The 21,476-nt window shown below is 47.7% G+C and carries 19 protein-coding genes, 3 pseudogenes and 1 riboswitch; of the genes and pseudogenes, 15 read left to right on the top strand and 7 right to left on the bottom strand.

Annotation, left to right across the window (positions count from 1 at the left end):
- Positions 1–55: 55 nt before the first annotated feature.
- Positions 56–382, top strand: a pseudogene (locus ACLD72_RS25655) (transposase); the annotation flags it as partial.
- A gap of 201 nt (positions 383–583) precedes the next feature.
- Here ACLD72_RS25655 and adhP read toward each other — a convergent pair.
- The 3 genes from adhP to ACLD72_RS25640 all read right to left on the bottom strand — a co-directional run bounded on the left by adhP (position 584) and on the right by ACLD72_RS25640 (position 4,285).
- A complete protein-coding gene (gene adhP / locus ACLD72_RS25650) occupies positions 584–1,609 on the bottom strand; it encodes an alcohol dehydrogenase AdhP (RefSeq protein WP_411001290.1) in 1,026 nt (341 codons plus the stop codon).
- Between the two features lie 478 nt (positions 1,610–2,087).
- Positions 2,088–3,278: an MFS transporter gene (locus ACLD72_RS25645; protein ID WP_411001398.1), complete on the bottom strand. Its 1,191-nt coding sequence runs from the start codon at positions 3,276–3,278 to the stop codon at positions 2,088–2,090.
- A gap of 122 nt (positions 3,279–3,400) precedes the next feature.
- On the bottom strand, positions 3,401–4,285 hold the full coding sequence (locus tag ACLD72_RS25640) for an MBL fold metallo-hydrolase (RefSeq protein ID WP_411001292.1): 885 nt from the start codon (positions 4,283–4,285) through the stop codon (positions 3,401–3,403).
- 152 nt (positions 4,286–4,437) lie between these two features.
- Here ACLD72_RS25640 and ACLD72_RS25635 point away from each other — a divergent pair, with 152 nt between their 5' ends.
- A complete protein-coding gene (locus tag ACLD72_RS25635; RefSeq protein WP_458476222.1) occupies positions 4,438–4,764 on the top strand; it encodes a winged helix-turn-helix transcriptional regulator in 327 nt (108 codons plus the stop codon).
- Positions 4,765–5,010: 246 nt separating this feature from the next.
- A pseudogene (locus tag ACLD72_RS25630) lies at positions 5,011–5,124 on the top strand (transposase); the annotation flags it as partial.
- A 228-nt stretch (positions 5,125–5,352) separates the two neighbouring features.
- On the opposite strand, the gene ACLD72_RS25625 reads toward ACLD72_RS25630, so the two are convergent.
- Positions 5,353–6,822, bottom strand: coding sequence for a carboxylesterase family protein (locus ACLD72_RS25625; protein ID WP_411001294.1), 1,470 nt, complete (start codon positions 6,820–6,822; stop codon positions 5,353–5,355).
- 217 nt (positions 6,823–7,039) lie between these two features.
- On the opposite strand from ACLD72_RS25625, the pseudogene ACLD72_RS25620 reads away from it, so the two are divergent.
- From ACLD72_RS25620 to ACLD72_RS25610, 3 genes and pseudogenes are all read left to right on the top strand, one after another.
- A pseudogene (locus tag ACLD72_RS25620) lies at positions 7,040–7,297 on the top strand (SIR2 family protein); the annotation flags it as partial.
- A 29-nt stretch (positions 7,298–7,326) separates the two neighbouring features.
- Positions 7,327–7,521, top strand: coding sequence for a hypothetical protein (locus tag ACLD72_RS25615; protein WP_458476216.1), 195 nt, complete (start codon positions 7,327–7,329; stop codon positions 7,519–7,521).
- Between the two features lie 133 nt (positions 7,522–7,654).
- The gene (locus tag ACLD72_RS25610) at positions 7,655–7,786 is read left to right on the top strand and encodes a hypothetical protein (RefSeq protein WP_458476215.1); all 132 of its coding nucleotides are present in this window, start codon (positions 7,655–7,657) and stop codon (positions 7,784–7,786) included.
- A 196-nt stretch (positions 7,787–7,982) separates the two neighbouring features.
- Here the strand turns inward: ACLD72_RS25610 and ACLD72_RS25605 are convergent, their stop codons facing one another.
- Complete coding sequence (locus ACLD72_RS25605) at positions 7,983–8,912, bottom strand: helix-turn-helix domain-containing protein (RefSeq protein ID WP_411001296.1); 930 nt, start codon at positions 8,910–8,912, stop codon at positions 7,983–7,985.
- Positions 8,913–9,050: 138 nt separating this feature from the next.
- Between ACLD72_RS25605 and ACLD72_RS25600 the strand changes: the two genes are divergently transcribed.
- Both ACLD72_RS25600 and ACLD72_RS25595 read left to right on the top strand, forming a co-directional pair.
- Positions 9,051–11,444, top strand: a complete 2,394-nt coding sequence (locus ACLD72_RS25600; protein WP_458476214.1) for an ATP-binding cassette domain-containing protein — start codon at positions 9,051–9,053, stop codon at positions 11,442–11,444.
- 23 nt (positions 11,445–11,467) lie between these two features.
- Positions 11,468–12,115: a sugar O-acetyltransferase gene (locus tag ACLD72_RS25595; protein WP_411001300.1), complete on the top strand. Its 648-nt coding sequence runs from the start codon at positions 11,468–11,470 to the stop codon at positions 12,113–12,115.
- Between the two features lie 108 nt (positions 12,116–12,223).
- On the opposite strand, the gene ACLD72_RS25590 is transcribed toward ACLD72_RS25595, so the two are convergent.
- Together ACLD72_RS25590 and ACLD72_RS25585 are read right to left on the bottom strand one after the other, a co-directional pair.
- Positions 12,224–12,691, bottom strand: a complete 468-nt coding sequence (locus ACLD72_RS25590) for an exonuclease domain-containing protein (RefSeq protein WP_411001302.1) — start codon at positions 12,689–12,691, stop codon at positions 12,224–12,226.
- 50 nt (positions 12,692–12,741) lie between these two features.
- Positions 12,742–13,587 (bottom strand): SPL family radical SAM protein, encoded by an 846-nt coding sequence (locus ACLD72_RS25585; RefSeq protein ID WP_411001304.1) that lies wholly within the window; start codon positions 13,585–13,587, stop codon positions 12,742–12,744.
- Positions 13,588–13,913: 326 nt separating this feature from the next.
- On the opposite strand from ACLD72_RS25585, the gene ACLD72_RS25580 reads away from it, so the two are divergent.
- The 7 genes from ACLD72_RS25580 to ribH all read left to right on the top strand — a co-directional run bounded on the left by ACLD72_RS25580 (position 13,914) and on the right by ribH (position 21,468).
- On the top strand, positions 13,914–14,675 hold the full coding sequence (locus ACLD72_RS25580; RefSeq protein WP_411001306.1) for an AraC family transcriptional regulator: 762 nt from the start codon (positions 13,914–13,916) through the stop codon (positions 14,673–14,675).
- Positions 14,676–14,718: 43 nt separating this feature from the next.
- Complete coding sequence (locus tag ACLD72_RS25575; protein WP_411001308.1) at positions 14,719–16,044, top strand: replication-associated recombination protein A; 1,326 nt, start codon at positions 14,719–14,721, stop codon at positions 16,042–16,044.
- 24 nt (positions 16,045–16,068) lie between these two features.
- Positions 16,069–16,410, top strand: coding sequence for an MmcQ/YjbR family DNA-binding protein (locus ACLD72_RS25570; RefSeq protein ID WP_411001309.1), 342 nt, complete (start codon positions 16,069–16,071; stop codon positions 16,408–16,410).
- Positions 16,411–17,366: 956 nt separating this feature from the next.
- Positions 17,367–17,561, top strand: a riboswitch (FMN riboswitch).
- Positions 17,562–17,889: 328 nt separating this feature from the next.
- Positions 17,890–18,996, top strand: a complete 1,107-nt coding sequence (gene ribD, locus ACLD72_RS25565) for a bifunctional diaminohydroxyphosphoribosylaminopyrimidine deaminase/5-amino-6-(5-phosphoribosylamino)uracil reductase RibD (protein WP_411001311.1) — start codon at positions 17,890–17,892, stop codon at positions 18,994–18,996.
- Between the two features lie 23 nt (positions 18,997–19,019).
- Positions 19,020–19,706 (top strand): riboflavin synthase, encoded by a 687-nt coding sequence (gene ribE, locus ACLD72_RS25560; RefSeq protein WP_411001313.1) that lies wholly within the window; start codon positions 19,020–19,022, stop codon positions 19,704–19,706.
- Between the two features lie 28 nt (positions 19,707–19,734).
- Entirely contained in the window at positions 19,735–20,967 is a 1,233-nt protein-coding gene (locus ACLD72_RS25555) for a bifunctional 3,4-dihydroxy-2-butanone-4-phosphate synthase/GTP cyclohydrolase II (RefSeq protein WP_411001315.1), read from the top strand.
- 33 nt (positions 20,968–21,000) lie between these two features.
- On the top strand, positions 21,001–21,468 hold the full coding sequence (gene ribH / locus ACLD72_RS25550; protein ID WP_128634165.1) for a 6,7-dimethyl-8-ribityllumazine synthase: 468 nt from the start codon (positions 21,001–21,003) through the stop codon (positions 21,466–21,468).
- Positions 21,469–21,476 lie beyond the last annotated feature (8 nt).

Here is a 21,476-nt window from a genome sequence, read left to right as displayed (position 1 = left end):
AACACCCTTCTATTGAAAGTACCTTCACGAAGAATTCCGCATATGACAGTGATTTACATATGAGTTAACGAACCGGGAAGGGTACCGGATGTACCGCTCATGCAGAGGCTGTCGCTTACTGAGCCAGTGCACAGAAAGCAGGGACTCTACGAAACGAATAAGCCGCCACATCTGGACAGCATACGTAGAGGAAGCAGAGCACCTTCGCCATACCGAGCAGAACAAAAAGATCTACGCCAAGCGCAAAGAAACAATTGAACGCGTATTTGCAGATCTGAAAGAAAAGCATGGCATGCGGGCCATTGCCCGAACTTTTCGTGAGCATCGGAGGATCACGATCAAGTTTTCGGAAGAATTCGAAGACGTATTCCTTATGTTATGAGCAGTTGGTTGCCGATGAGGAACTGTAGGATGGAGATAAAAGTTAGAGGGCATGGTGCCAGAAAACCGGAGATTCGTTCCAGTGTGCCTAACGTTGGCTGGGCCATGAAGATTTGCAGTTAGTGGTGATCACCCGAATCGAACTGCAAAAGAAACAGGCTATGGGTGCTCTAGAGCCTCACGGCCTGTTTCTTTTTCGATTCTATTGAGTAGAAGAAGTGAAGTCAATGACCATGCGGCCCTGGATTTTGCCTTCCTCCATCTCCTCAAAAATATGGTTGATGTCTTCGACCGGACGTTTGCTGACGATCGGCACGACTTTGCCTTCCGCGGCGAAGCGGAAAGCTTCCTTCAGGTCCTCTCGGGTTCCGACCAGGGAACCGATGACCTGAATGCCGTCCAGGACGAGACGCGGAATGTCCAAGTCCATCTTGTCCGTCGGAAGGCCTACGGCTACAACTCGAGCGCCTGCCTTGACCACGTCAACCGCCTGGTTGAACGGTTTTTTGGCCACGGCGGTAACGACAGTAGCGTCAAGGCCGACTCCGTTGGTTAATTCCTTGGCTTTGTCGGCTGGATTTTCCTTCAGGCTGTTTACAGCATAATCTGCACCGACACTCAGCGCCAGCTTCAGCTTCTCGTCGCTGATGTCGAAAGCCACTACTTTGGCGTTGAACACGTGCTTCGCGTATTGCACGGCGAGGTTTCCCAAGCCGCCGATGCCGAAGATGCCAATCCACTGTCCGGGCTGGATGCCGCTGACCTTAACCGCCTTGTAGGTCGTAACCCCGGCGCACGTGATGCTGGTCGCAGCGGCCGGGTCGAGCTGCTCCGGTACTTTGACCGCGTAATCTGCCTTTACGATACATTGCTCTGCCATCGCGCCGTCTACGGTATATCCTGCATTTTTGACCTCACGGCACAGCGTTTCCCGGCCCGTCAGGCAATATTCGCAGCGTCCGCAGCTCTCGAACAGCCATGCGATGCTGACCCGGTCCCCAACGCGCAGGCTCGTTACCCCTTCGCCCAGTTCAACAACTCTGCCGATGCCTTCGTGGCCCAGCACCCGGCCCGTTACGTCGCCGAAGTCCGCGTTTTTAACGTGCAGATCGGTGTGGCATACCCCGCAATATTCCATTTGGACCAAAGCCTCGCCGTGCTCTAGGGGACGAAGCTGCTTGTCCTCGATGTGGACGTTTTGATCCTTCGTGACAACTGCTGCTTTCATGATCATAAATCTCCTTTGGCTGATATCGTTGGAATCGCTGCTTCATGCAGAGGCTACCCAATATCTTCACGAAACATTCATTATGAAGGAAGTGATTTACGTGAAATTCTGTTTTGCCGGATTTAAAAGTAACGACACCAACTCTAGGATGAGGCCCGCACTGGTGGAGCCGGTCGCAGAAGCGCCCCGGAGCTATCCGGAGCGGAGCAAAAAGCGCATGCGACGGTATTGACCATGAGGAGCAACCAGGAGCAGCAGACTTCTCCCGGCGGCATGGCACAGTGATCTAGAAGAAGGATTAGTACCAGCGAAGCTGACACCATTCGCAAAGCGCTCACTAACGAAATGTGATAAATTATCTCCATCTTCGTATAAAAATTATTAGGACGATGCATGGACGGACAAACTGAGCTTCGATGCTGCGTATGCGCGCGTTTTACTAAAATGTCTGATAAACCAGATACTTATACAGTTTTTATCAGCGGCGGCCTGGCGCGGAATGCTTGTCAGTGGCTGTCTTTCTCCCATGCAAAATATAATATAAAAGAATGGATAAAGCCACAATAATGGCCATTACCATATACATGTCCCGGAAGCCTGTCATTGAGACTATCTCGCCGGCGAAAAAAGAGCCCGCCCCCACCCCTAAGTCCGCGCAAAAGAAAAAGGTCGAAGTGGCAATTCCCATGCGGTGTTGCGGAGAATTATTGGCGGCGATGACCTGGGCGCAGGACATAATGGTACCAAACCCCAGACCGGCGAACGCTCCTGCCAGCAAAAAAGTGAAACTGTCCCCGGCTTTACTTATTAATACCAGACTTAGCGCAAATGACAGCAAAGCCGGATACATGACGATATTATCCCCTCTATTATCCAGCAATCGTCCGGTAAATAGCCGCGAAATAATAATAAAAGCCGAGTAAATAACAAAGAAAAAAGCCGCCGCGTCCATTAAGCTAAGACTGAGCGCGTATGAATTGATAAACGCCAAGATGCTGGCATATGCCATCCCCACGAAAAGCATGACAATCGAGACAGGCATGGCGGCCTTTTCAAAAAAATCCTGCAACCTGAAGCCTTTTACCGCCTCCAGTTGCTCCTTTGTCATTACCACTTCGGGTATGTCCGCAAATGCTGTCACGATAATGCTTATCACATAAAAAACAGCGCACACAACAAACATTGTCGTGAAATTTGCCTGTTCCCTGATGACAAGACCCAAGAAAGGTCCAATTGCCGAAGCCATTGTCCCACTTAGCGTAAAGTAGCCAACCCCTTCGCCACGCCGCTCCCGGGGAATGATTCCCATGATGACCGTGGGGATTGCCGTGGTGGCAACCCCGAAAATGACGCCGTGAACAAAACGCACCGCCAGTAGCATGTTTAAATCGTAAACAAAAAAATATAACAATGTCGCCAGAAAAAATAGAATCAGACTTCCCAGCAGTATCTTGCGACGACCGATTACCTCTATATACCTGCCGGTAAGAGGCCGTGAAACAAGGGCGCCGATAATAAAAATGCCGGCAGCAAGACCAGCCTGGCCCTGGGAGGCATTGAAACTTTCCATGGAATAAATCGGAATCATGGTCATCAGCAGATAAAATGTCATCGACACAAAAAACATTGTGGCGGAAATGAAACTAAAGTCTTTTGTCCATATTTTCACTTTGCGCAAAAATTGCCCCCCAATCTCTTCCTAAGCAGGCTCGTAACGCTGTGCAAAAACTGTCACCCGGATTACTCCTCCGTTTAAGTCACACGGGTACAGTCAAGAGATATCCTGTTTAACTACAGATCAATTCGTTCCACTTTGTGTCCTAAAAATTCCTCCAGTCTCTTATCGGAGTATTGGATATTGACGGTTTTATAGATATGCTGGTACCCGCGGCCTAAATGTCCCCTGGAAAACGGTTTATCCTTTAAATAATTCTGCTGAAATTCTCCCGAAAAACATTCGATGTATGCGTCGACCCATTCCATTGTAATGGGGTACTGTCCATGGCTACTATAAATATCTTTGATGTCCTTTTCTAATCGTTTTATCTTTTTCCAGCTGTCCAGTGCCATGGAAAACGGGGCATTTCTATCCGATTCGAAAAAGTAAATGATGACGTAATCACAAATCATATCTCCTGAAAAAAGTCTCTTTTTTGCCCTATCCAGCAGCATGATATGCCCATATGAATGCCCCGGTGTAAATACTACCTCCAAAGTCTTTCCGCCCAAGTCAAACAATTCTCCATCCTTTACAAAATGCGGAGTCAGGACTCGGAGCAGGCTCTTTTCAGCAAATGCTTTGCTATTGAAACGTTCAATGGCTTCAGGGTTATTTTCTTTCAGATATTTTACTCCCAACTCAGCCGCGAACTGCCTTTCATGCTTTGTGTCAAAACCCATAATCTGACCGTAGTCCGGCTGGTACAGCCATACATCTCCAAAGTATTCGCTACCGTAGCTGTGGTCAGGATCGCCATGGGTCAATACCAGCATCACCGGCAGATCGGTTATACTTCTGATGATAGGCCTTATGTCTTCGAAGCCAAAGCCGGCGTCAATTAAAACCGCTTTCTTTTGCCCCAAGATAAGATAAAAATGCACAAGACCAGCTTCAGTAATGATATATAAATCATCGTCCAGTTTTTGCACCTTACAGAAATCCGTTGATGTAATCATGATTATCACCTTTCTTCGAAATATTACATTTGGTATTTTCTTATCCCTTGGGTCTCATTTACACGTACATACTATAATGTTACAATAAATATCTCAAGTAGGATTAAAATTAATAGGTACTATCTAAAATGATAGTATGGAGGTGAAGAAGTATAAATAGAATCGATCTTGAAGACTGCCCAATTGCACTTGCGCAGAAAATACTCGGAGGGAAATGGGCTCTTCGAATACTATACAATTTAAGTACAGGAATACTTCGCTTTGGAGAATTGAATCGTCAAATGCCAGAATTAACACAAGCTACTTTAACAAAAGAACTCCGTAGGTTAGAAAGTTTCCAGCTCATAAATAGAAAAGTGTACCCGGAAGTTCCGCCACGAGTAGAGTATTCATTAGCCGAAATGGGATTGAAACTTTTGCCTGTTCTAAAAGAACTTGAAATATGGGGAGATGAGTATAAAAAATACATTAAACAATAACAAATGCCAAAATAGATTCCTCAGAGATTACAGAAGACCAACACTGTCGGAGGACAAGAACATATACGCATAAAAAGTCGCCATATTGGCGGCTTTTTTATTTAGGCTTTAGCCAGTTGAGCTCGCGCAGCGTGCGAAACAAAAAACCACCCGCTATGCGGGTGGAGGGATCTAGGGTTTGGTCAACTAGACCATTCCAATAAAAATTGAGATGTTCAGGCTCAATAATGAAAGGAATGGTCTTAGATGGCAAACAAGAGCTATAGTCTAGCCCACACGAAGTGGATGTGCAAATATCACATCGTGTTCACCCCGAAGTATAGACGGAAAGAGATCTATAATCAAGTAAGTAAAGACTTGATCGAGAACTTTTTGCTAATTGTTGGTGGCGATCCTAAAGGTCAATACTCAGTGTCGATCATTGTTTTGATTAAAGGTAAGACTCAAGTCGAACTTTTTCCTTATCTCGGTGCTGGTGGTCATAGTCAATTTCCTGGTCATGAAGTTATTCTCACGTGCTGCCGGCGGGGCCTCCGGCAGCACGTGAGAATTGGATCGGTGCGCGACCCCGTGCGCGTTGGGGGCAGTTCAGGGCCGTTCAATGTCCGCGAAGATGCGCAGGACTTCGGCCGCATGGGCGGTTGGGTCGAATGGTGGGTTGCCAATCCCATGTGTGATAGGTTCCGTGGTCACGGAGTTCCAAAGCCGATCGTGCTTGCCTGCGGCAAAGTCGAGGAGGGCGTCGCGGACGAAGGTGTCCCGGATGGCTTGCTCGTCGCTATGTCGGGGGCGTTGCTGGCCGACGATGCCGTACATCTCCGTGCCGTGTACGGCTGGCGCACCCTCGACAGGGCCAACGGCGAGCAGGTGGGCGTTGCCGCCTGCAGCGGCGTGGGCGAGTGCCGCACGGGCGGCGGGTAGGGTATAGAGGTAGTCGGTCAAGAGCGCCCCGCGTACTTCGACCGGAGTGCGTCCGTTGACGTCGTAGGCGGCGACGATGCGCCGAGCACGGCTTCGAGGGATCCGCGACTTCGTTACCAATTCGTCAACGAGGTTGTCGATGCTGCCCGGGTCGAACTGCTCGGTCGCGTTGATAACCCACCAGTCCCCCTCGTTCGTCGCCGTGCTAAAGAGAATGTCGACGTCGCGGTGACGCCCTGATTCGAGGACACGCAGCGGCGTGTCGGCGAGAACGCCCCCGGTCTGAGAGTGGTCGTTCACGATGCCAATAGTCGTGTTGTCGATACCGTTTCGGTTGCCGATGTCGCGCGGGCTAACCTTGATGAGCGTCTCGGCGAGGAGCTTCCCATCCAAGGTGAGCAGTTGTTCGTGATCGTCCGCGATGCCGAGTTCGGTGAGAAACTTGATCGCTAGTTCTTCAGCCCACCAGGCCGGAACGATCCGAGATGCGCCGCCGGAGAACGCAGCGAGGCGCTGGTAAAGGCCGTCGGCCGCCGGAGCTGCGAGGAGCGCTATCGAGGAGAACGCGCCGGCGCTGTGGCCAGTGACGGTGACGTTCTGAGGGTCGCCACCGAAGCGGGCGATGTTCTCCTGCACCCATCTGAGCGCGGTGATGATGTCCTGCAGGCCGAGATTGGTGGCGTCCGCGAACGCGCCACCGTACTGGGAGAGCGAGAGCCAGCCGAACGGGCCGAGCCGGTAGTTCAGGGACACCCCGATGGCGCGGCCGGTCGCGGCGAGACCTGAGGCGTTCGAGGTGGTCTGGGTGTTCGCGCCGCGTTCGAAGCCGCCACCGTAGATGTAGACGATCACGGGGAGCGGTTCGTCGCCAGCGTCTTCGGGTGCCCAGACGTTGAGGTTTAGGCAGTCCTCGCTGAATCCGTTGTCGGCCTCCAACCAGCTATTGTCGCCGGGTTGCAGCGGTGCGAGTCCCTTCTGGTCGTATGGCAGGGCCGGGTTGAACGGTAGCAAAATGGGGCGGCGGAAGCGTTCTGCACTGGCGTAGGGGATGCCCAGCCAGGAGCGGATCGCTCGGGCAGCGGTATCGGTATTGTTCATGTGTTCGGTCCTTCCGTTGAGGGTGTGGTCAGGTTTCATTTGTATTGTTCCTTTCATAGGTAAGATGATATGATCATTTTAGGTCATCATTTATAATAATAAAAGGTGAAATCAAGACTATGGCTGACATATTTCGGACATTTCAGTCAGCCCCCATCGGTCTTGGATTGATTGAGGATGCCGTGATGGTGCGCACATCCAACAAGAGGGAAGATATCGAATGCCGTAGCTACCGACCTTTGAACAGCAAGATTACGAAAACTTTTTTAAGAAGCAAATCTATTTAATTGCTAAACTATTTGCATTTTTCATAGAACATATAATTATTTTCATAGGTTACAGTTTAAGCGATGAAAATATAAAATCCAGTCTATACAATGTTAAACAGATTATTGATACAAAAGCAGAGCCAATGATTGATAATATGTGGTTCATTGACTGGAGTAGGGAGGTAATAAACCCAGAGACTACACCACCTAGGGGAAAATCTATTCCAGTTGTCCACAGAAAATAAAGTATTAGACTCGGAAAATAAAGTTGTATTTGGCGGGCATCTCTTGCAGCACGGATACCCCGAAAGACAGGAACATTGGTGCTTGGGAGGAGTGGATCCGGCCGATCGGCGTTAAACCGAACCGTAAGGAAGGCCGGGCCTACAGACTTGAGCTGTATGAAATGAGCAGCACGCAGCAAGGGGGGGCCCACCGGGACGTGGCTTTTACTTATCTTGCCGCCTAGGAGGTGGAGCACCGGACAGACGATCTTCCCGAAGGGGCTGTCTACAATCTGCTCCCCGTTATGACGTTATGACGTCTTCACCTATCGGGGGGCGACGGAGTTGCTGAATGAGACCTTCCGCTTCATCTATTAGGTGTGGCTACCCAGCTCAGGCTGTACGTCGCGTACTTTGAACGGCGGGGGCTTCGACCTGGAGGTGTTCGACGGGCGGTTCGACCCTACCTCCCCTAACTCTGAGCTGGATCTCTACATTCCGATCGACTGATCATCCGGGACGACAAAAAAGGCTTTTCCGGAGGCGGCCGATGCCGCTGCCGGAAAAGCCTTTTGGTTTGAATAGGGCCAGCGCCAACGTGCATGGATGGCTATGGTGCTGTCCCAGCTGGCATTCAGCCTCTGCAGGGGCTTCAGGACCTCCAGCTAGGAAGGTGATGGGCTCATCCAGGAATAGAATGTTGTCTTCAAGCCTTGACACTTAACCGCGTATGAGCCTGTTCCCGATATTTTTTCGGCGATAGCCCGCACTGTTCGCGGAACAATTTGCAAAAGTAGCTGAGGGTGTTAAAGCCGCAGGAAGAAGCAATATCAGAAACTGTCCGGTTGGTACTGGCCAGCATCATCGTAGCCATAGATAAACGGTATTCTGTCACATATTCCATCGGGGATTTCCCTAAAATTGCCTGAAAGCAACGAAAGCACTCCGTCCGGCTGATTCTTGCGGATCTGGCCATATCATCAACGCTGATATGTTCGTTGAAATGTGCATGTATAAAAGTCACAACTTCTTTCAAACGCTGCGCCTGCACTTGATTGGCAGATGGCGTGCGCATTTCTTTTTTATCCCGTGAAATTCTAACGGTAAGGAGCCGCCAGATTTTGCAGACCATTTCAATACCGTGCAGCTCATATCCGATTTCCTGATCGGTAATGGAACAGAGCTCTTTCATACTGGATAGCAGTGGCTGGTCATTCAGATCCTCGGCATGTAGGATCATATTAGTAATTCCGGATTCTATGATCGGACGAATACTTTGACTGTAGAGATTCTCAAAGGGCTTGATATCAAAAAACGTGATAGGAAACACAAAACCTGCTAAAACAGCACCAGACTCCATTGCTTTTGCGCTGTGAAGGCAGCCGGTGCTGATATAGATGCCATCGCCCTGATGCAGAACTTTGGTGGCTACTTGTTCCTTACCATCATAAATAGTGTATTCAATCGTTCCCTTTAAGACAACACCAAATTCAAACTCTTCATGCCAATGACAGCTCCATTCTCTTCGAAAGTAGTCATCGAAGTTATCGATACAAATGGACAGCGGAATGGAGTGGCTGCTGTATGAAATACGTTCCCGTAAATCATCCCCTATCTGTAAGGTTTTGAATTGCATAATTTGACCTCCAATACGTTTGGTACTATCTTGATATAAAAATGTATGATTATTGCTTTTGCACAGTATATTTTGGTTCTATAATCGTAATGGTGTGTTTGGGATACTGTCAATGCTGGCTGTCATTATTGATGCCTGTTGAAAGACAAATTCAAATTTAAAAAATACAAATGCAAAGATATCCAGGACATCTATAAAAGCATAAGACAGATGGGAAGGTGGGAAGGTGCGTACATGGAAAGGAATAATGAAACCGCTGATAATATTGAAATCATCGGAGCTTCTGAAAACAACCTGAAACACATTGATGTGACGATTCCGAAAGGAAAATTTGTAGTATTCGCGGGTGTCTCCGGATCCGGCAAGAGCTCTCTGGCATTTGACACGATTGCGGTAGAAAGCAGCAGACAATGGCAGGCTTCTTATCCGATGTTCCTTCGGAATAAAATGCCTCACTATGAGAGGCCGAAGGTAAATGCCATTAATAATATAACTCCCGCAATTGTCGTAGATCAGAAAGCAATCGGGGGCAGCACGCGTTCGACGGTGGGAACGGCTGTTGATGTTGCACCGCTTATCAGGCTTTTGTTCTCTCGTATCGGAAATCCTGGCGCAGGAGGTTCTATGGCTTATTCGTTCAATCATCCGCTGGGAATGTGTCCAAGCTGCACCGGACTCGGAGAGCGATTGGAGCTAAAAGAAGACAGCCTTTTTGATAAGGATAAGACCCTGCGGGAATGTGCTATTTTGTTCAGCCAGTTTTCCGTCGGTTGGCAGAGCTACCTGTATTTGACCAATCCACTCCTTGATCCGGATAAAAAGTTGCGGGATTTTTCACCCGAAGAATGGGAAGTCTTGCGTTACGGCGCAAAAGATACAGTAAAAATTGAAGTGCGTTCCAATAACACCGGGAGAATTGATCGGGTGGATTACGAAGGTGTGATTCCCCGTTTCCGCAGACTCTACCTCAATCGGGACATTTCAACATTAAAGAAAGGCTTACAGGATGAGATCCTGTCTCACGTTTACAAAGGACCCTGTAAAGTTTGTGGTGGCACAGGATTGAATCCGAAGGCTCTGGCCTCAAAAATTAATGGTCATAGCATCATAGATTATATGAAAATTCCGGTGTGCGACCTGTTGCTCGTGCTGAAGGAAATCGATGACCCCATGGTTATTTCCTTAGCAAAGCAAATTTCATCTTATTTAGTGCGAATGGTGGAGGTAGGAATCGGCTACCTGTCGCTTCTCCGGCAGACCAACACACTTTCCGGCGGAGAAGTCCAGAGAATCAAAATGGTACGGAATCTTGGTAGCAGTCTGAGCAATATCACCTATATTTTCGATGAGCCTACTGCCGGGCTGCATCCTGCTGATGCTGAGCGGATTGGCAGGCTCCTGCTGGATCTTCGTGACAAGCATAATAATGTCCTTGTGGTAGAGCACAGCCGTCAGATGCTTTCTCTGGCTGACCACATCATCGAGTTGGGACCTTTAGCTGGAACGCAGGGCGGTGAGATTGTCTACGAAGGGGACTTACCAGGACTTCGTCTGGCGAACACATTAACTGCACAGGCGATGAAAAGGAAAATCGAAATCAATCCAACTCCCTTGCCATGGAAAGAGGGATTTGAGATTAAGGATGCGCAAAGTCATAACTTGAAACACGTTCATGTAACCATCCCCAAAGGTATACTGACGGCAATCACCGGTGTGGCCGGTTCTGGAAAAAGTTCGCTGGCATGCCGCGAATTTGCAGAGTATTATCCGGAGGCGGTCGTTATTGATCAAAAGCCTATCGGTACGTCCATCCGTTCCACTCCGGCTACATACACAGGAGTGATGGATGAGATACGTAAACTATTTGCCAAAGATAACGGCGTAGGAGCCGGATGGTTCAGCTTTAATTCCAAAGGTGCCTGTCCAGTTTGCAAAGGGACAGGGAAGATATCCTATGATATGGCTTTTGCAGAGCCTGTCGTCGTCTTATGCGAGGAATGCGGCGGTCATCGCTATAATCCGACCGCTCTAAGTTTTACCTACCACGGAATGAATATCGAGGAGATTATGGATCTCACGATTGAGCAGGCGATGGAGTTTTTTGAGGAAAACAAGATACGTAAGCCTCTTCAGTGCATGTTGGACGTGGGACTTGGGTACCTTACGCTGGGGCAACCTACCAGCACTTTGTCCGGTGGGGAAATCCAGCGTGTCAAGCTGACAAGTGAGCTATACAAGGAAGGTAATATTTACATTCTAGATGAACCTAGCATGGGCTTGCATAACCGGGACATAGAAAAATTACTCACCCTTCTCAGACAGTTGGTTGCTCATCACAACACCGTAATAATCGTAGAGCACAGGTTGGAACTGATTTCTCAGGCTGACTGGGTGATTGACATGGGACCGGATGGTGGAAGCGAAGGCGGTGAGGTATTATTCTGCGGGACACCTGACAAATTGATGAGCTGCCCGGGTTCAAAGACCGGCAGGTATTTGAAGATGGCGGTCTTCGAAAGTATGGAATCTTGAATAGTTACAAATGGAGGAGAATTATGAATAGACAAAAAGACACAAAATATCATGAAATGCTGAATTCCGGAGAAATGTACGATAGTGTAGACGAAGAATTCATTGCTTATCAGCATACGCTTGTTCAAAAGCTGAATGAATTCAACAGCACACCGGAAACCCAAGAGGGGCTTGAAGAAAGAAAAAGGCTTATAAAAGAGGCTTTGGGTACCTATGGCGAAGGCTTATATATTATCCCGCCCATCTATGCAAACTGCGGACTTCGTCACGTCCATGTCGGAAGGAATGTCTTTATCAACTTCAATGCGAATTTAGTCGATGATGGAGATATTTTTATCGGCGATGATTGCATGATTGGCCCCAATGTTTCCATTGTTACCGCCATCCATCCCGTCTCCCCCAAATTAAGGATTCATAAGATCCAATATAATAAACCGGTTCATATCGGAAGAAATGTCTGGCTGGGAGCAGGGGCCATTGTCCTTCCGGGAGTTACAATCGGTGACAATTCGATTGTCGGAGCGGGTAGCGTCGTTACACATGATGTAGAAGAAAATACAATTGTGGCCGGTTCACCGGCCCGTGTTTTAAGAAGAATCGAAGCAGATGATGATCGTTTTTATGACCATGGAAAAAAGATTCCGCAGGAGATGATTGATAAATATATGTAGCACTCTAAAAGCATCGCCTCAATTTAATGGCGATGCTTTTTTGCTGGTACGCCCAGCATGGGCAAGTCCTGTATTATTCATTTAAATCTATTCCGTTTTGTCTTTTACCTATTTTTGCTTGATTTTATGTTTCCTGAAAGGCGTATACCCACCTGAATACAGTGACCCCGCCTGAAATCCCAGGGATTTCGCAAAAAGCAGCGGATCACATTCCTTTTGCTGTTCCATTAAATTTAACATAATTTGGGCACATGCCCGGGCATCATCGAGCGCATTATGGTGATTTAAACGAATTCCGAAATGGTTGGAGATGATGTATAATTTATGGGAGGATAGCTCTTGTAGCAGCTTTTTCCCAATTCTGTACCTACATAAATATTGTATTTCTGGATAGCTTTTTTCAGCGGCATCTAAACAATACCTTAGCACGCTTATATCAAAAACAGCATTATGTGCAATAATAATTTCCCCGGATACTAGTGGTTCAATGGTTGTCCAGAGTTCTCCAAAACCCAGAGAGCACGCGCTCGATCGGTTTAAGTTTGCGGTTTCAAAATCAATTGTTGTAAAATTCAACTGTTCATTCTCCTTTATCTTCCTAACCTTAAAAGAAGGATAGGAAGGGCCTATTCAAATACTTTTCCTTTTAAGGGATAAACCTTATCTGAAGAAATGAATATCATTTCTTCCGGAAAAAACTTTTTAAAATACTTTTCCACTCTAAGATGAATATCCATTTGATACCATCCAGACAACTCGTTCTCTTTAAACAAAAATGGCATGCCTAAGCGCTCGGAACGTTTCCCCCTTGTTCCATCTCCAATGTTAAGTGTGTCGATGTAGATGCGGTCAACGATAGACTCCAGTGTTTTAGGATAATCGGGAGTGAATGGAAGTACCGGCGAAATGGAAGCTTGGGTAGCGAGGCCTACGTTATTCACTTCTTTTAATGCTTTCAAGCGTAACTTAATACCCGGAGCATGGGGAGCGAACAAGCGTTTCATATCTTCCCGATCTGTTTCTATAGTCATGGAGACAAGGACCTCACATTTTTGATTTAGTTCAAGTAATAGATTAAGATCCCTTACGACAAGAGGACTTCGTGTTTGTATCTGAAGGAAATCTGGAGGGCGTTTAACCATTTCCTCTAAAATAGAGCGTGTTAGCTCCGTCTTCCGTTCCAGTGGTTGATAGGGATCCGTTGCAGTAGACATAAAAAGATTAATGGGTTTATTTCTTCGGCGGAGACTGACCACCTCGTTCCGATAATTATCGGCCGCATTTGTTTTGATGCTTACCCATTCTCCCCAGGGAGTATCACTGTACCTTTGAATAGGCATTTCTCTAACGTAGCAATACCTACATCCAAATGCACAACCACTATAAGGATTTAATGAATGTGTGAAACCAACACTTGAATCTCCTTGCATTTCAGTTAAGATTTTTTTTGCTGTTATGCTATTAACCTGCATGTTAGCCTTCCTTATTTTGGGACTCATCTCACATTAGGATTTTATGTTACTTCTAGCCACTACCTGTTTTGTTTCATTCCAATATTATGGTATGATCATTTTAGGTCATTTGTCAGCTTTGATGAAGGCAAAAACGGGAAATTTAATGATATTTTACGGACATTTCGGTTCATCAAATACTCTTAAAGGAGGTTCGTGTAATCGTTCATTCATTTAAACAGGAAAATAATATAAGACCTCTTAAATATAAACCAGTACTTTCTTACCCCTACGATCTGGAGATTTTTAGTGTATCTTCTCTCAAAAAGCGAACACCAGAGGATAGTATGAAAATCACTTATCGTTATGAATTTTATATGCTCATTTGTGTCACGGAAGGAATGTGTACTCAATGGATCGATTTTGAACCCATCCCTTGTAAGGAAGGAACACTGATAGTAGTAAGACCAGGACAAGTCCATAATTTTGGACACGATGAAAACTGGGACGGATGGGTTATTCTATTCCGTGAAGAATTCCTTCTTCCTGCTTCACTTACGTTGAGTGAACTGAATTTAACGTTTGGTATTGGAAGAACGCCTAATAGTTTAACTTTAAATAATACAGAGCTGCATCGGGCAATCACTTTAATAGAGCAGATGGTTCAAGACTCTTTAATTCAAGTAGCCAAAGAGGATGTTCATATGTTGTTGCGCTATCAGCTTTATGCATTCGTAACTTGGCTCAACATTATTCATAAACAAAAAAATATCCCTACTACTTCTCAGGTCTCACAAAAGTTTTTAAAATTTCAAGAATTAGTAGAGAAAAATTATGCCAAGTTAAATCATGTTAGTGACTATGCCGCCCTTTTAAATTGCACGGAAAAAACATTAACACGGGTTACGGTCGCAGCTGTTGGAATAAGTGCCAAAGCTTTCATATCAGCTCGAATTAGTCTCGAAGCTAAGCGTTTATTAATGCATACAGATTACTTGATTAGCGACATTGCAGAAATGCTTAACTTTCAAGAAACTACTCACTTTAGTAAATTTTTCAAACGGGAAACTGGCTATACGCCTGTAGAATTCCGAAAGCAGAACCTTTAATTATATCAGGAAACACATTTGTTCTACAAAAGGGAGTGACACTGTGATACAAGGAACATTATTTGATAATGAACATGATCGGCCGTTGGCTAATCGTGTGCGTCCTCAATCGTTGGATGACTTTATAGGCCAAAAACATTTACTTGGCCCTGGAAAAGTTCTGCAAGATATGATCAAAAATGATCAAGTGTCTTCTATGATATTTTGGGGTCCCCCAGGTGTTGGCAAAACAACACTAGCTAAAATCATTGCCAATCAAACCAAGTCTAAGTTTATTGATTTTAGTGCAGTAACTAGCGGTATTAAAGAAATCCGAAATATAATGAAAGAAGCTGAGGAAAACAGGAAATTAGGGGAGAAAACCCTCTTATTCATTGATGAAATTCATAGATTTAATAAGGCGCAACAGGATGCTTTTCTTCCGTATGTGGAGAAAGGGAGTATCATTCTCATCGGCGCGACAACCGAAAATCCATCGTTTGAAGTTAACTCAGCCTTGTTATCACGTAGCAAAGTTTTTGTACTTCACCAACTAAGCAGTGAAGATATTGTTGAATTATTAAAAAAAGCGATTTTGAATCCTAAAGGATACGGAGATCAAAAGATAGGTTTAGAAGAGGGCGTACTTTCCGCTATCGCAGAATATTCCAATGGAGATGCCAGGGTGGCATTAAACACCTTAGAAATAGCTGTGCTTAACGGAGAGAAACAAGGTGAATATATTGAAATTAGCAAAGAAGGACTGCTACAAATTATTCATCGAAAATCGCTTTTGTATGATAAAGATGGAGAAGAACACTATAATATCATTTCCGCATTGCATAAATCGATGCGAAATAGTGATGTAAATGCATCTATTTATTGGTTGTCTCGAATGTTGGAATCAGGTGAAGATCCTTTATTTATTGCTCGTAGGCTAGTTAGGTTTGCAAGTGAGGACGTGGGTTTGGCGGACAATAGGGCTTTGGAAATCGCTGTTTCGGTGTTTCAAGCATGTCAATTCATAGGAATGCCAGAGTGCGATGTGCATTTAACACAAGCCGTTATATATCTGACCCTGGCTCCCAAATCGAATTCTGCTTACTTAGCTTACCGTTATGCGAAAAAAGATGCCCTACATTCCATGAATGAACCTGTTCCTTTGCAACTTCGCAACGCTCCAACAAAGCTTATGAAAGAGCTTAACTATGGTAAAGGGTATCAGTACGCCCATGACACAGAAGAAAAGCTGACAACGATGCAGACTATGCCAGATTCCCTGATCGGACGCGAATATTATCATCCGACAACACAGGGGTCTGAATTCAAAATTAAACAAAGGATGGAAGAAATTGCAGCATGGCACAAGAAAAACAACAATCATGATTAGCTTTACAGACAGGAGGATACCAAAATGAAATTAGAAGAAATCGTAGAATACTGTTTATCTTATCCAGCCTCATATGAGGATCATCCTTTTGGAGAAGATTGGACAGCCATACGCCACAAAGGAAACAAGAAGATCTTTGCATTAATATTTGAAAAAGATGATCATCTTTGCGTTAACCTGAAATGTGATCCTGAGCGATCTGATTTCCTTCGAAATGCATTTGAAGAAGTTAAGCCGGGATATCATATGAGTAAAGAGCATTGGAATACGATTATCTTAGATGGAAACCTTCCGGAGGATGATCTTCACGATATGGTAAAACATAGTTTTGACCTGACGAAACCCAAACATAAAGTGAAAAAATAACTTATTAGGATTTAAAACTATTAAAGAAAATAATGCTACTGAAGATAGCTGGACTTTTGGCGGAACCTATATATCGTTTTTACGTATATCGTTTTTACGCTTAGGAGTTGATTTATTGAAATGGAGACGAATCCCCGCAAAACAACAATAAATCCTAGTTGGAAGAAGTAAACTAACGGGTTGCCCTCTAATCAAGTTAGATGATGAAGGAAATAGAATAACCCAGACGGGGTGTCCATTTTCAGGCACAATTGATATAGCTCACCCTAGAAATGAGTCTTTTTTTGAGCCACCATATATATCGGATCAGACTTTACTCAAAAGCCATGTTCAGAGAGCAAACCATCATATACCAAATATAGACGATCCAAATTCGTTACGGATCTTTCGACAAAAAAAGTCAAATGATAAACTTGCTGTAAGCACCGATGGCGAGGGCTCTGGTCCCGCCATCAGTTCGAGTCCGTACAGACTACTCTTGCTGGCGCTACGTGAGCGTATCCCTCGAGCATCAACTCACGGCGCGGCCAGTACCAGATCACGGTCGAACAGGAGCAGCACGACGCGAAAGCTATGGGTACAGCCTGTTTCCACTGTGAAGGACCTCCGCCAGTGATCCCAGGTTTTTCTCGCCAGCGCCTAGGAGGCAGGTAGCCAGCCAGGTCAGGCCGAGCACTTTGCGATCCTTACCAAGCGGAGTCGCTGTCATCCTCCTATTTAGCGAGATTGTGTTCAAAATGTTTATTCTCAAGATTTAGGGTCTTCCAGTACTTTCTAGCAGCAACCTTTCCCAAAACATAAGCAACGGCTTCCGTTCCCTAAAGTTGAGTGCTGCAAACAATTCCGGAGGTGCACTGTGATGTTCCCCAGGGAGGCAGTGCTTGCGTTTTTCATTTTGTGGTGGTAACATTACCGCAGAGCCTATGACTTATCATAGGACAACAACCAAATAAGCTACAATCCTTCGGGGCAGGGTGAAATTCCCTACCGACGGTGATGGCTGAAACGGATGGCGGCAATTTTCGCCAGTGGTATCAATCCCTCCGCTTCAAGCACGAGTCCGTGACCCGCGAGGCGCTTGAACAAGCGCGAGCGGCTGAGCCGGTGAGATTCCGGGACCGACAGTATAGTCTGGATGGGAGAAGGAAAACGCGAAGAAACACGCACGTTTTAGTTATGTTTCAATTATTTTTATTTCGGGCGTGTTTGCAATCAAAGGGCTTTTTGTATTTCAAGTTCCGTAATTCACAAAGTTTAGTTGCGTGATGGAATGGTGGCTTGAAAATACGGCGTATTTAGGCTATTCGTCTTTTTGGCGGTATTGTCTTTGTCGTCTGCTCTTTTTGCTTGCGTAGGACAACTCTCATACAACCCTGCTGGATTGATTCCGGCAGGGTTATTTGATCTTGTTTAAGGTTTAGGTTTGAGGTTTTAGTTTGAGGTTTTTGTGATTTTGGATTCAGCGGGAGGCGAGAGGCAATGCAAGTGATCGATGACGATTACTACATGGGGCTTGCTCTGGACATGGCCGAGCGGGCCCAGGGCCAAACCGGCGTCAACCCGGTGGTCGGCGCGGTGGTCGTGAAAGATGGCGCGCTCGTCGGACTGGGGACGCATCTTGAGCGCGGCACGCCGCATGCGGAAGTTCATGCGCTGAACATGGCCGGAGCGAACGCCAAGGGCAGTACCGTTTACGTTTCGCTGGAGCCCTGCAGCCATTACGGTTTGACGCCGCCTTGCGCCGAGCGGCTGATCACCGAGGGGGTCAAACGGGTCGTCATTGCCTGCGAGGACCCGAATCCCCAGGTTGCCGGCAGGGGCATTGCGATGCTCCGCAGCCAGGGGATCGAGGTGAAAGTAGGCGTGCTCCGGGAACGGGCCCTGAAGATTAACCGGAAGTTTATCAAATTTATTACGACAGGGCTCCCCTATGTCACGGTCAAAACGGCCAGCACGCTTGACGGCAAAATCGCTTCCCGCACCGGGGACAGCAAATGGATTTCCAATGAAGACGCGCGGGAAATCGTGCATACGATGCGGCACCGGCATCAGGGGATTATGGTCGGCGTCTCCACCGTTCTTGCCGACGATCCGCAACTCACAACCCGGCTTTCCGTTCCGGGGCTGTCGCCGGTCCGGTTGATCGTCGACTCCACGCTGCGGATTCCCGAATCCGCCAAGGTACTGCAGGATCATGCGGCCCCGACGATCCTGCTGACGACGGAGCGGGCCAATCCGGCCAAGGCGGAGCTGTTAACAAGCCTGGGCGTGGAAGTGATGCACTGCGGAAACGGACCGCAGGTGGACCTCAAGCTTGCCCTGGAGCAGCTCGGAGCTAAAGGTATCTCGTCCGTCCTGGTGGAGGGTGGCGGCCGCTTAAACGGCTCGTTATTGCAAAATCGGCTGGTGGATGAAATTGTGTTGTTTTTTGCCCCCAAGCTGATCGGCGGCGAAGCGGCGGCGGTGAACTTCAAGTTCGACGGCTTTGATTTGATGCGGGACGCCGTCAGCTTGCGGGATATGGAAGTGACGCAAATCGGAGATAATGTGTGCATCCGGGGTTTTCCGGTTTGGAGCGAAACGTAAATGAGCCAAAGGAGGGATAAGAGATGTTCACGGGACTCATTGAGGAGATCGGGACGATGAAATCGATCGGCCGCAAGGGAGAAGCGATGCTGCTGGAAATTTCCGCGCGGATGGTCACCGAAGGTCTAAAGCTCGGAGACAGCATCGCCGTCAACGGAGTCTGTCTGACGGTCACTGCCTTTGACGCCGCCTCCTTTACGGTCGATGTGATGCCGGAAACGTACCGGAATACGAATTTGAAAGATCTGAAGCCGGGCAGCCGGGTCAATCTGGAACGGGCGATGGCGGCAAACGGGCGCTTCGGCGGCCACATCGTGCAAGGGCATGTCGACGGCGTTGGGAAAATCGTCGGCACGAGCCGGGACCAAAACGCGGTAGTATACGAAATCGCACCGCTTCGTTCGTCCTTGTTCAAATACATCATTCCCAAAGGTTCGGTTGCGGTGGACGGAATCAGCCTGACGGTCGTGGAGGCCGGTGGCGGGAAATTCGCGGTCTCGATCATTCCGCATACCCTTGCGGAGACGGTGCTGGCCATCAAACGCCAGGGAGATACCGTGAATTTGGAAGGCGATGTGCTGGGAAAATATGTGGAGCACTTGCTGAAATACGGAAAAGACCACGGTGAACCGGAGGATGAAGGTTCCGGCAGCCCATCCGCCCCGTCCGGAATCGATCTGCCGTTTTTAGCCGCTAACGGTTTTGCCTAAAGTTTGTTGAAACAGGAGGGGAAAAAGAATGAGCGATATACGTTTGGACCGTGTGGAAGATGCGATCTACGAGTTAATGCGAGGTAAAGTCATCATCGTCGTGGACGATGAAGACCGGGAGAATGAGGGGGATTTCGTTGCCCTGGCGGAAAAAGCAACACCGGAAGTGATCAATTTCATGATCACGCAGGGGCGCGGACTTGTCTGCTTGCCGATCACCCAGGAGCGGGCCGAAGAGCTCGATCTAAAGCCGATGGTTGCGCAAAATACCGATTATCACGGGACGGCTTTTACGGTTTCCATCGACCATGCCGATACGACGACCGGGATTTCCGCCTACGAGCGTTCGCTTACGGTCAAAGGGATCATGGACCCGAACGCGAAGCCGTCGGACTTCCGGCGGCCCGGCCATATGTTCCCGCTGATCGCCAAAAAAGGCGGTGTGCTCCGGCGCGCGGGCCACACGGAGGCCGCGGTCGATTTGGCCCGGATGTGCGGCTCGTACCCGGCGGGGGTCATCTGCGAGGTGATTAAGGAAGACGGGACGATGGCCAGACTTCCGGATCTGGCGGAAATCGCCAACAAGTTTGATCTGAAGCTGATCAGCATCAAAGACCTGATTCATTACCGCAACGAAAAGGAAAAGCTGGTCAACCGCGAAGTCGAGGTGCGGATGCCGACCGATTATGGCGAGTTCAGAGCGGTCGCTTATACGAACGACGTCGACGCGAAAGAACATGTTGCGCTGGTCAAGGGCGAAATCAACAGCGATGAGCCGGTGCTCGTCCGCGTTCACTCCGAATGCCTGACCGGCGATGTGTTCCATTCGCACCGCTGCGATTGCGGCCCGCAGTTTGAAGCGGCGCTGCGGCAGATCGAGGAAGCGGGAAGCGGCGTGCTGCTGTATATGCGCCAGGAAGGGCGCGGCATCGGGCTGATCAACAAGCTGAAAGCCTACAAGCTGCAGGAGGAAGGCCTCGATACGGTCGATGCCAATCTGAAGCTTGGTTTTCCGCCGGATCTCCGCGATTACGGGATCGGAGCGCAAATCCTGAAGGATTTGGGCGTACGAAGAATTCGCCTGCTGACGAACAACCCGCGCAAAATCAAAGGCCTGGAAGGATACGGCTTGGAAGTGGTCGAACGGGTGCCGATTCAAATGATGGAAAATGCCGACAACACCAGGTACTTGCATACAAAGCAGGCAAAGCTTGGCCATCTGCTGCAATTCGACGATCTGGAGCAAGACGAGTCGCAATGATATTTTATTCCAAGAGGAAAGGTATGGTTTGATATGGCTAACGTATTTGAAGGGCATTTAATATCAGAAGGGTTAAAATATGCAATCGTCGTGGGGCGGTTCAACGAGTTTATTACGAGCAAGCTGTTGTCCGGCGCGCTGGACGCGCTGAAACGGCACGGCGCCAAAGACGAAGAAGTGAGCGTCGCTTGGGTGCCGGGAGCGTTTGAAATTCCGTTTGCGGCGCAAAAACTGGCGGAAAGCGGCAAATACGACGCGGTCATCACGTTGGGCACCGTCATCCGCGGCTCCACTTCGCATTACGATTACGTCTGCAACGAAGTCGCCAAAGGCGTGGCGGCGGTCGGATTGAAAACCGGCGTTCCCACGATCTTCGGCGTATTGACGACGGAAAACATCGAGCAGGCGATCGAACGCGCTGGCACCAAGGCCGGGAATAAAGGCTGGGACGCGGCGATAACGGCGATCGAAATGGCGAACTTGACGAAACAGTTAAAATAGTGCTTATT

The sequence above is a fragment of the Paenibacillus lacisediminis genome, from assembly GCF_046567315.2.
The sequence above is the reverse complement of the archived record's forward strand: the minus strand, read 5'-3'. Positions and strand labels throughout refer to the sequence as shown.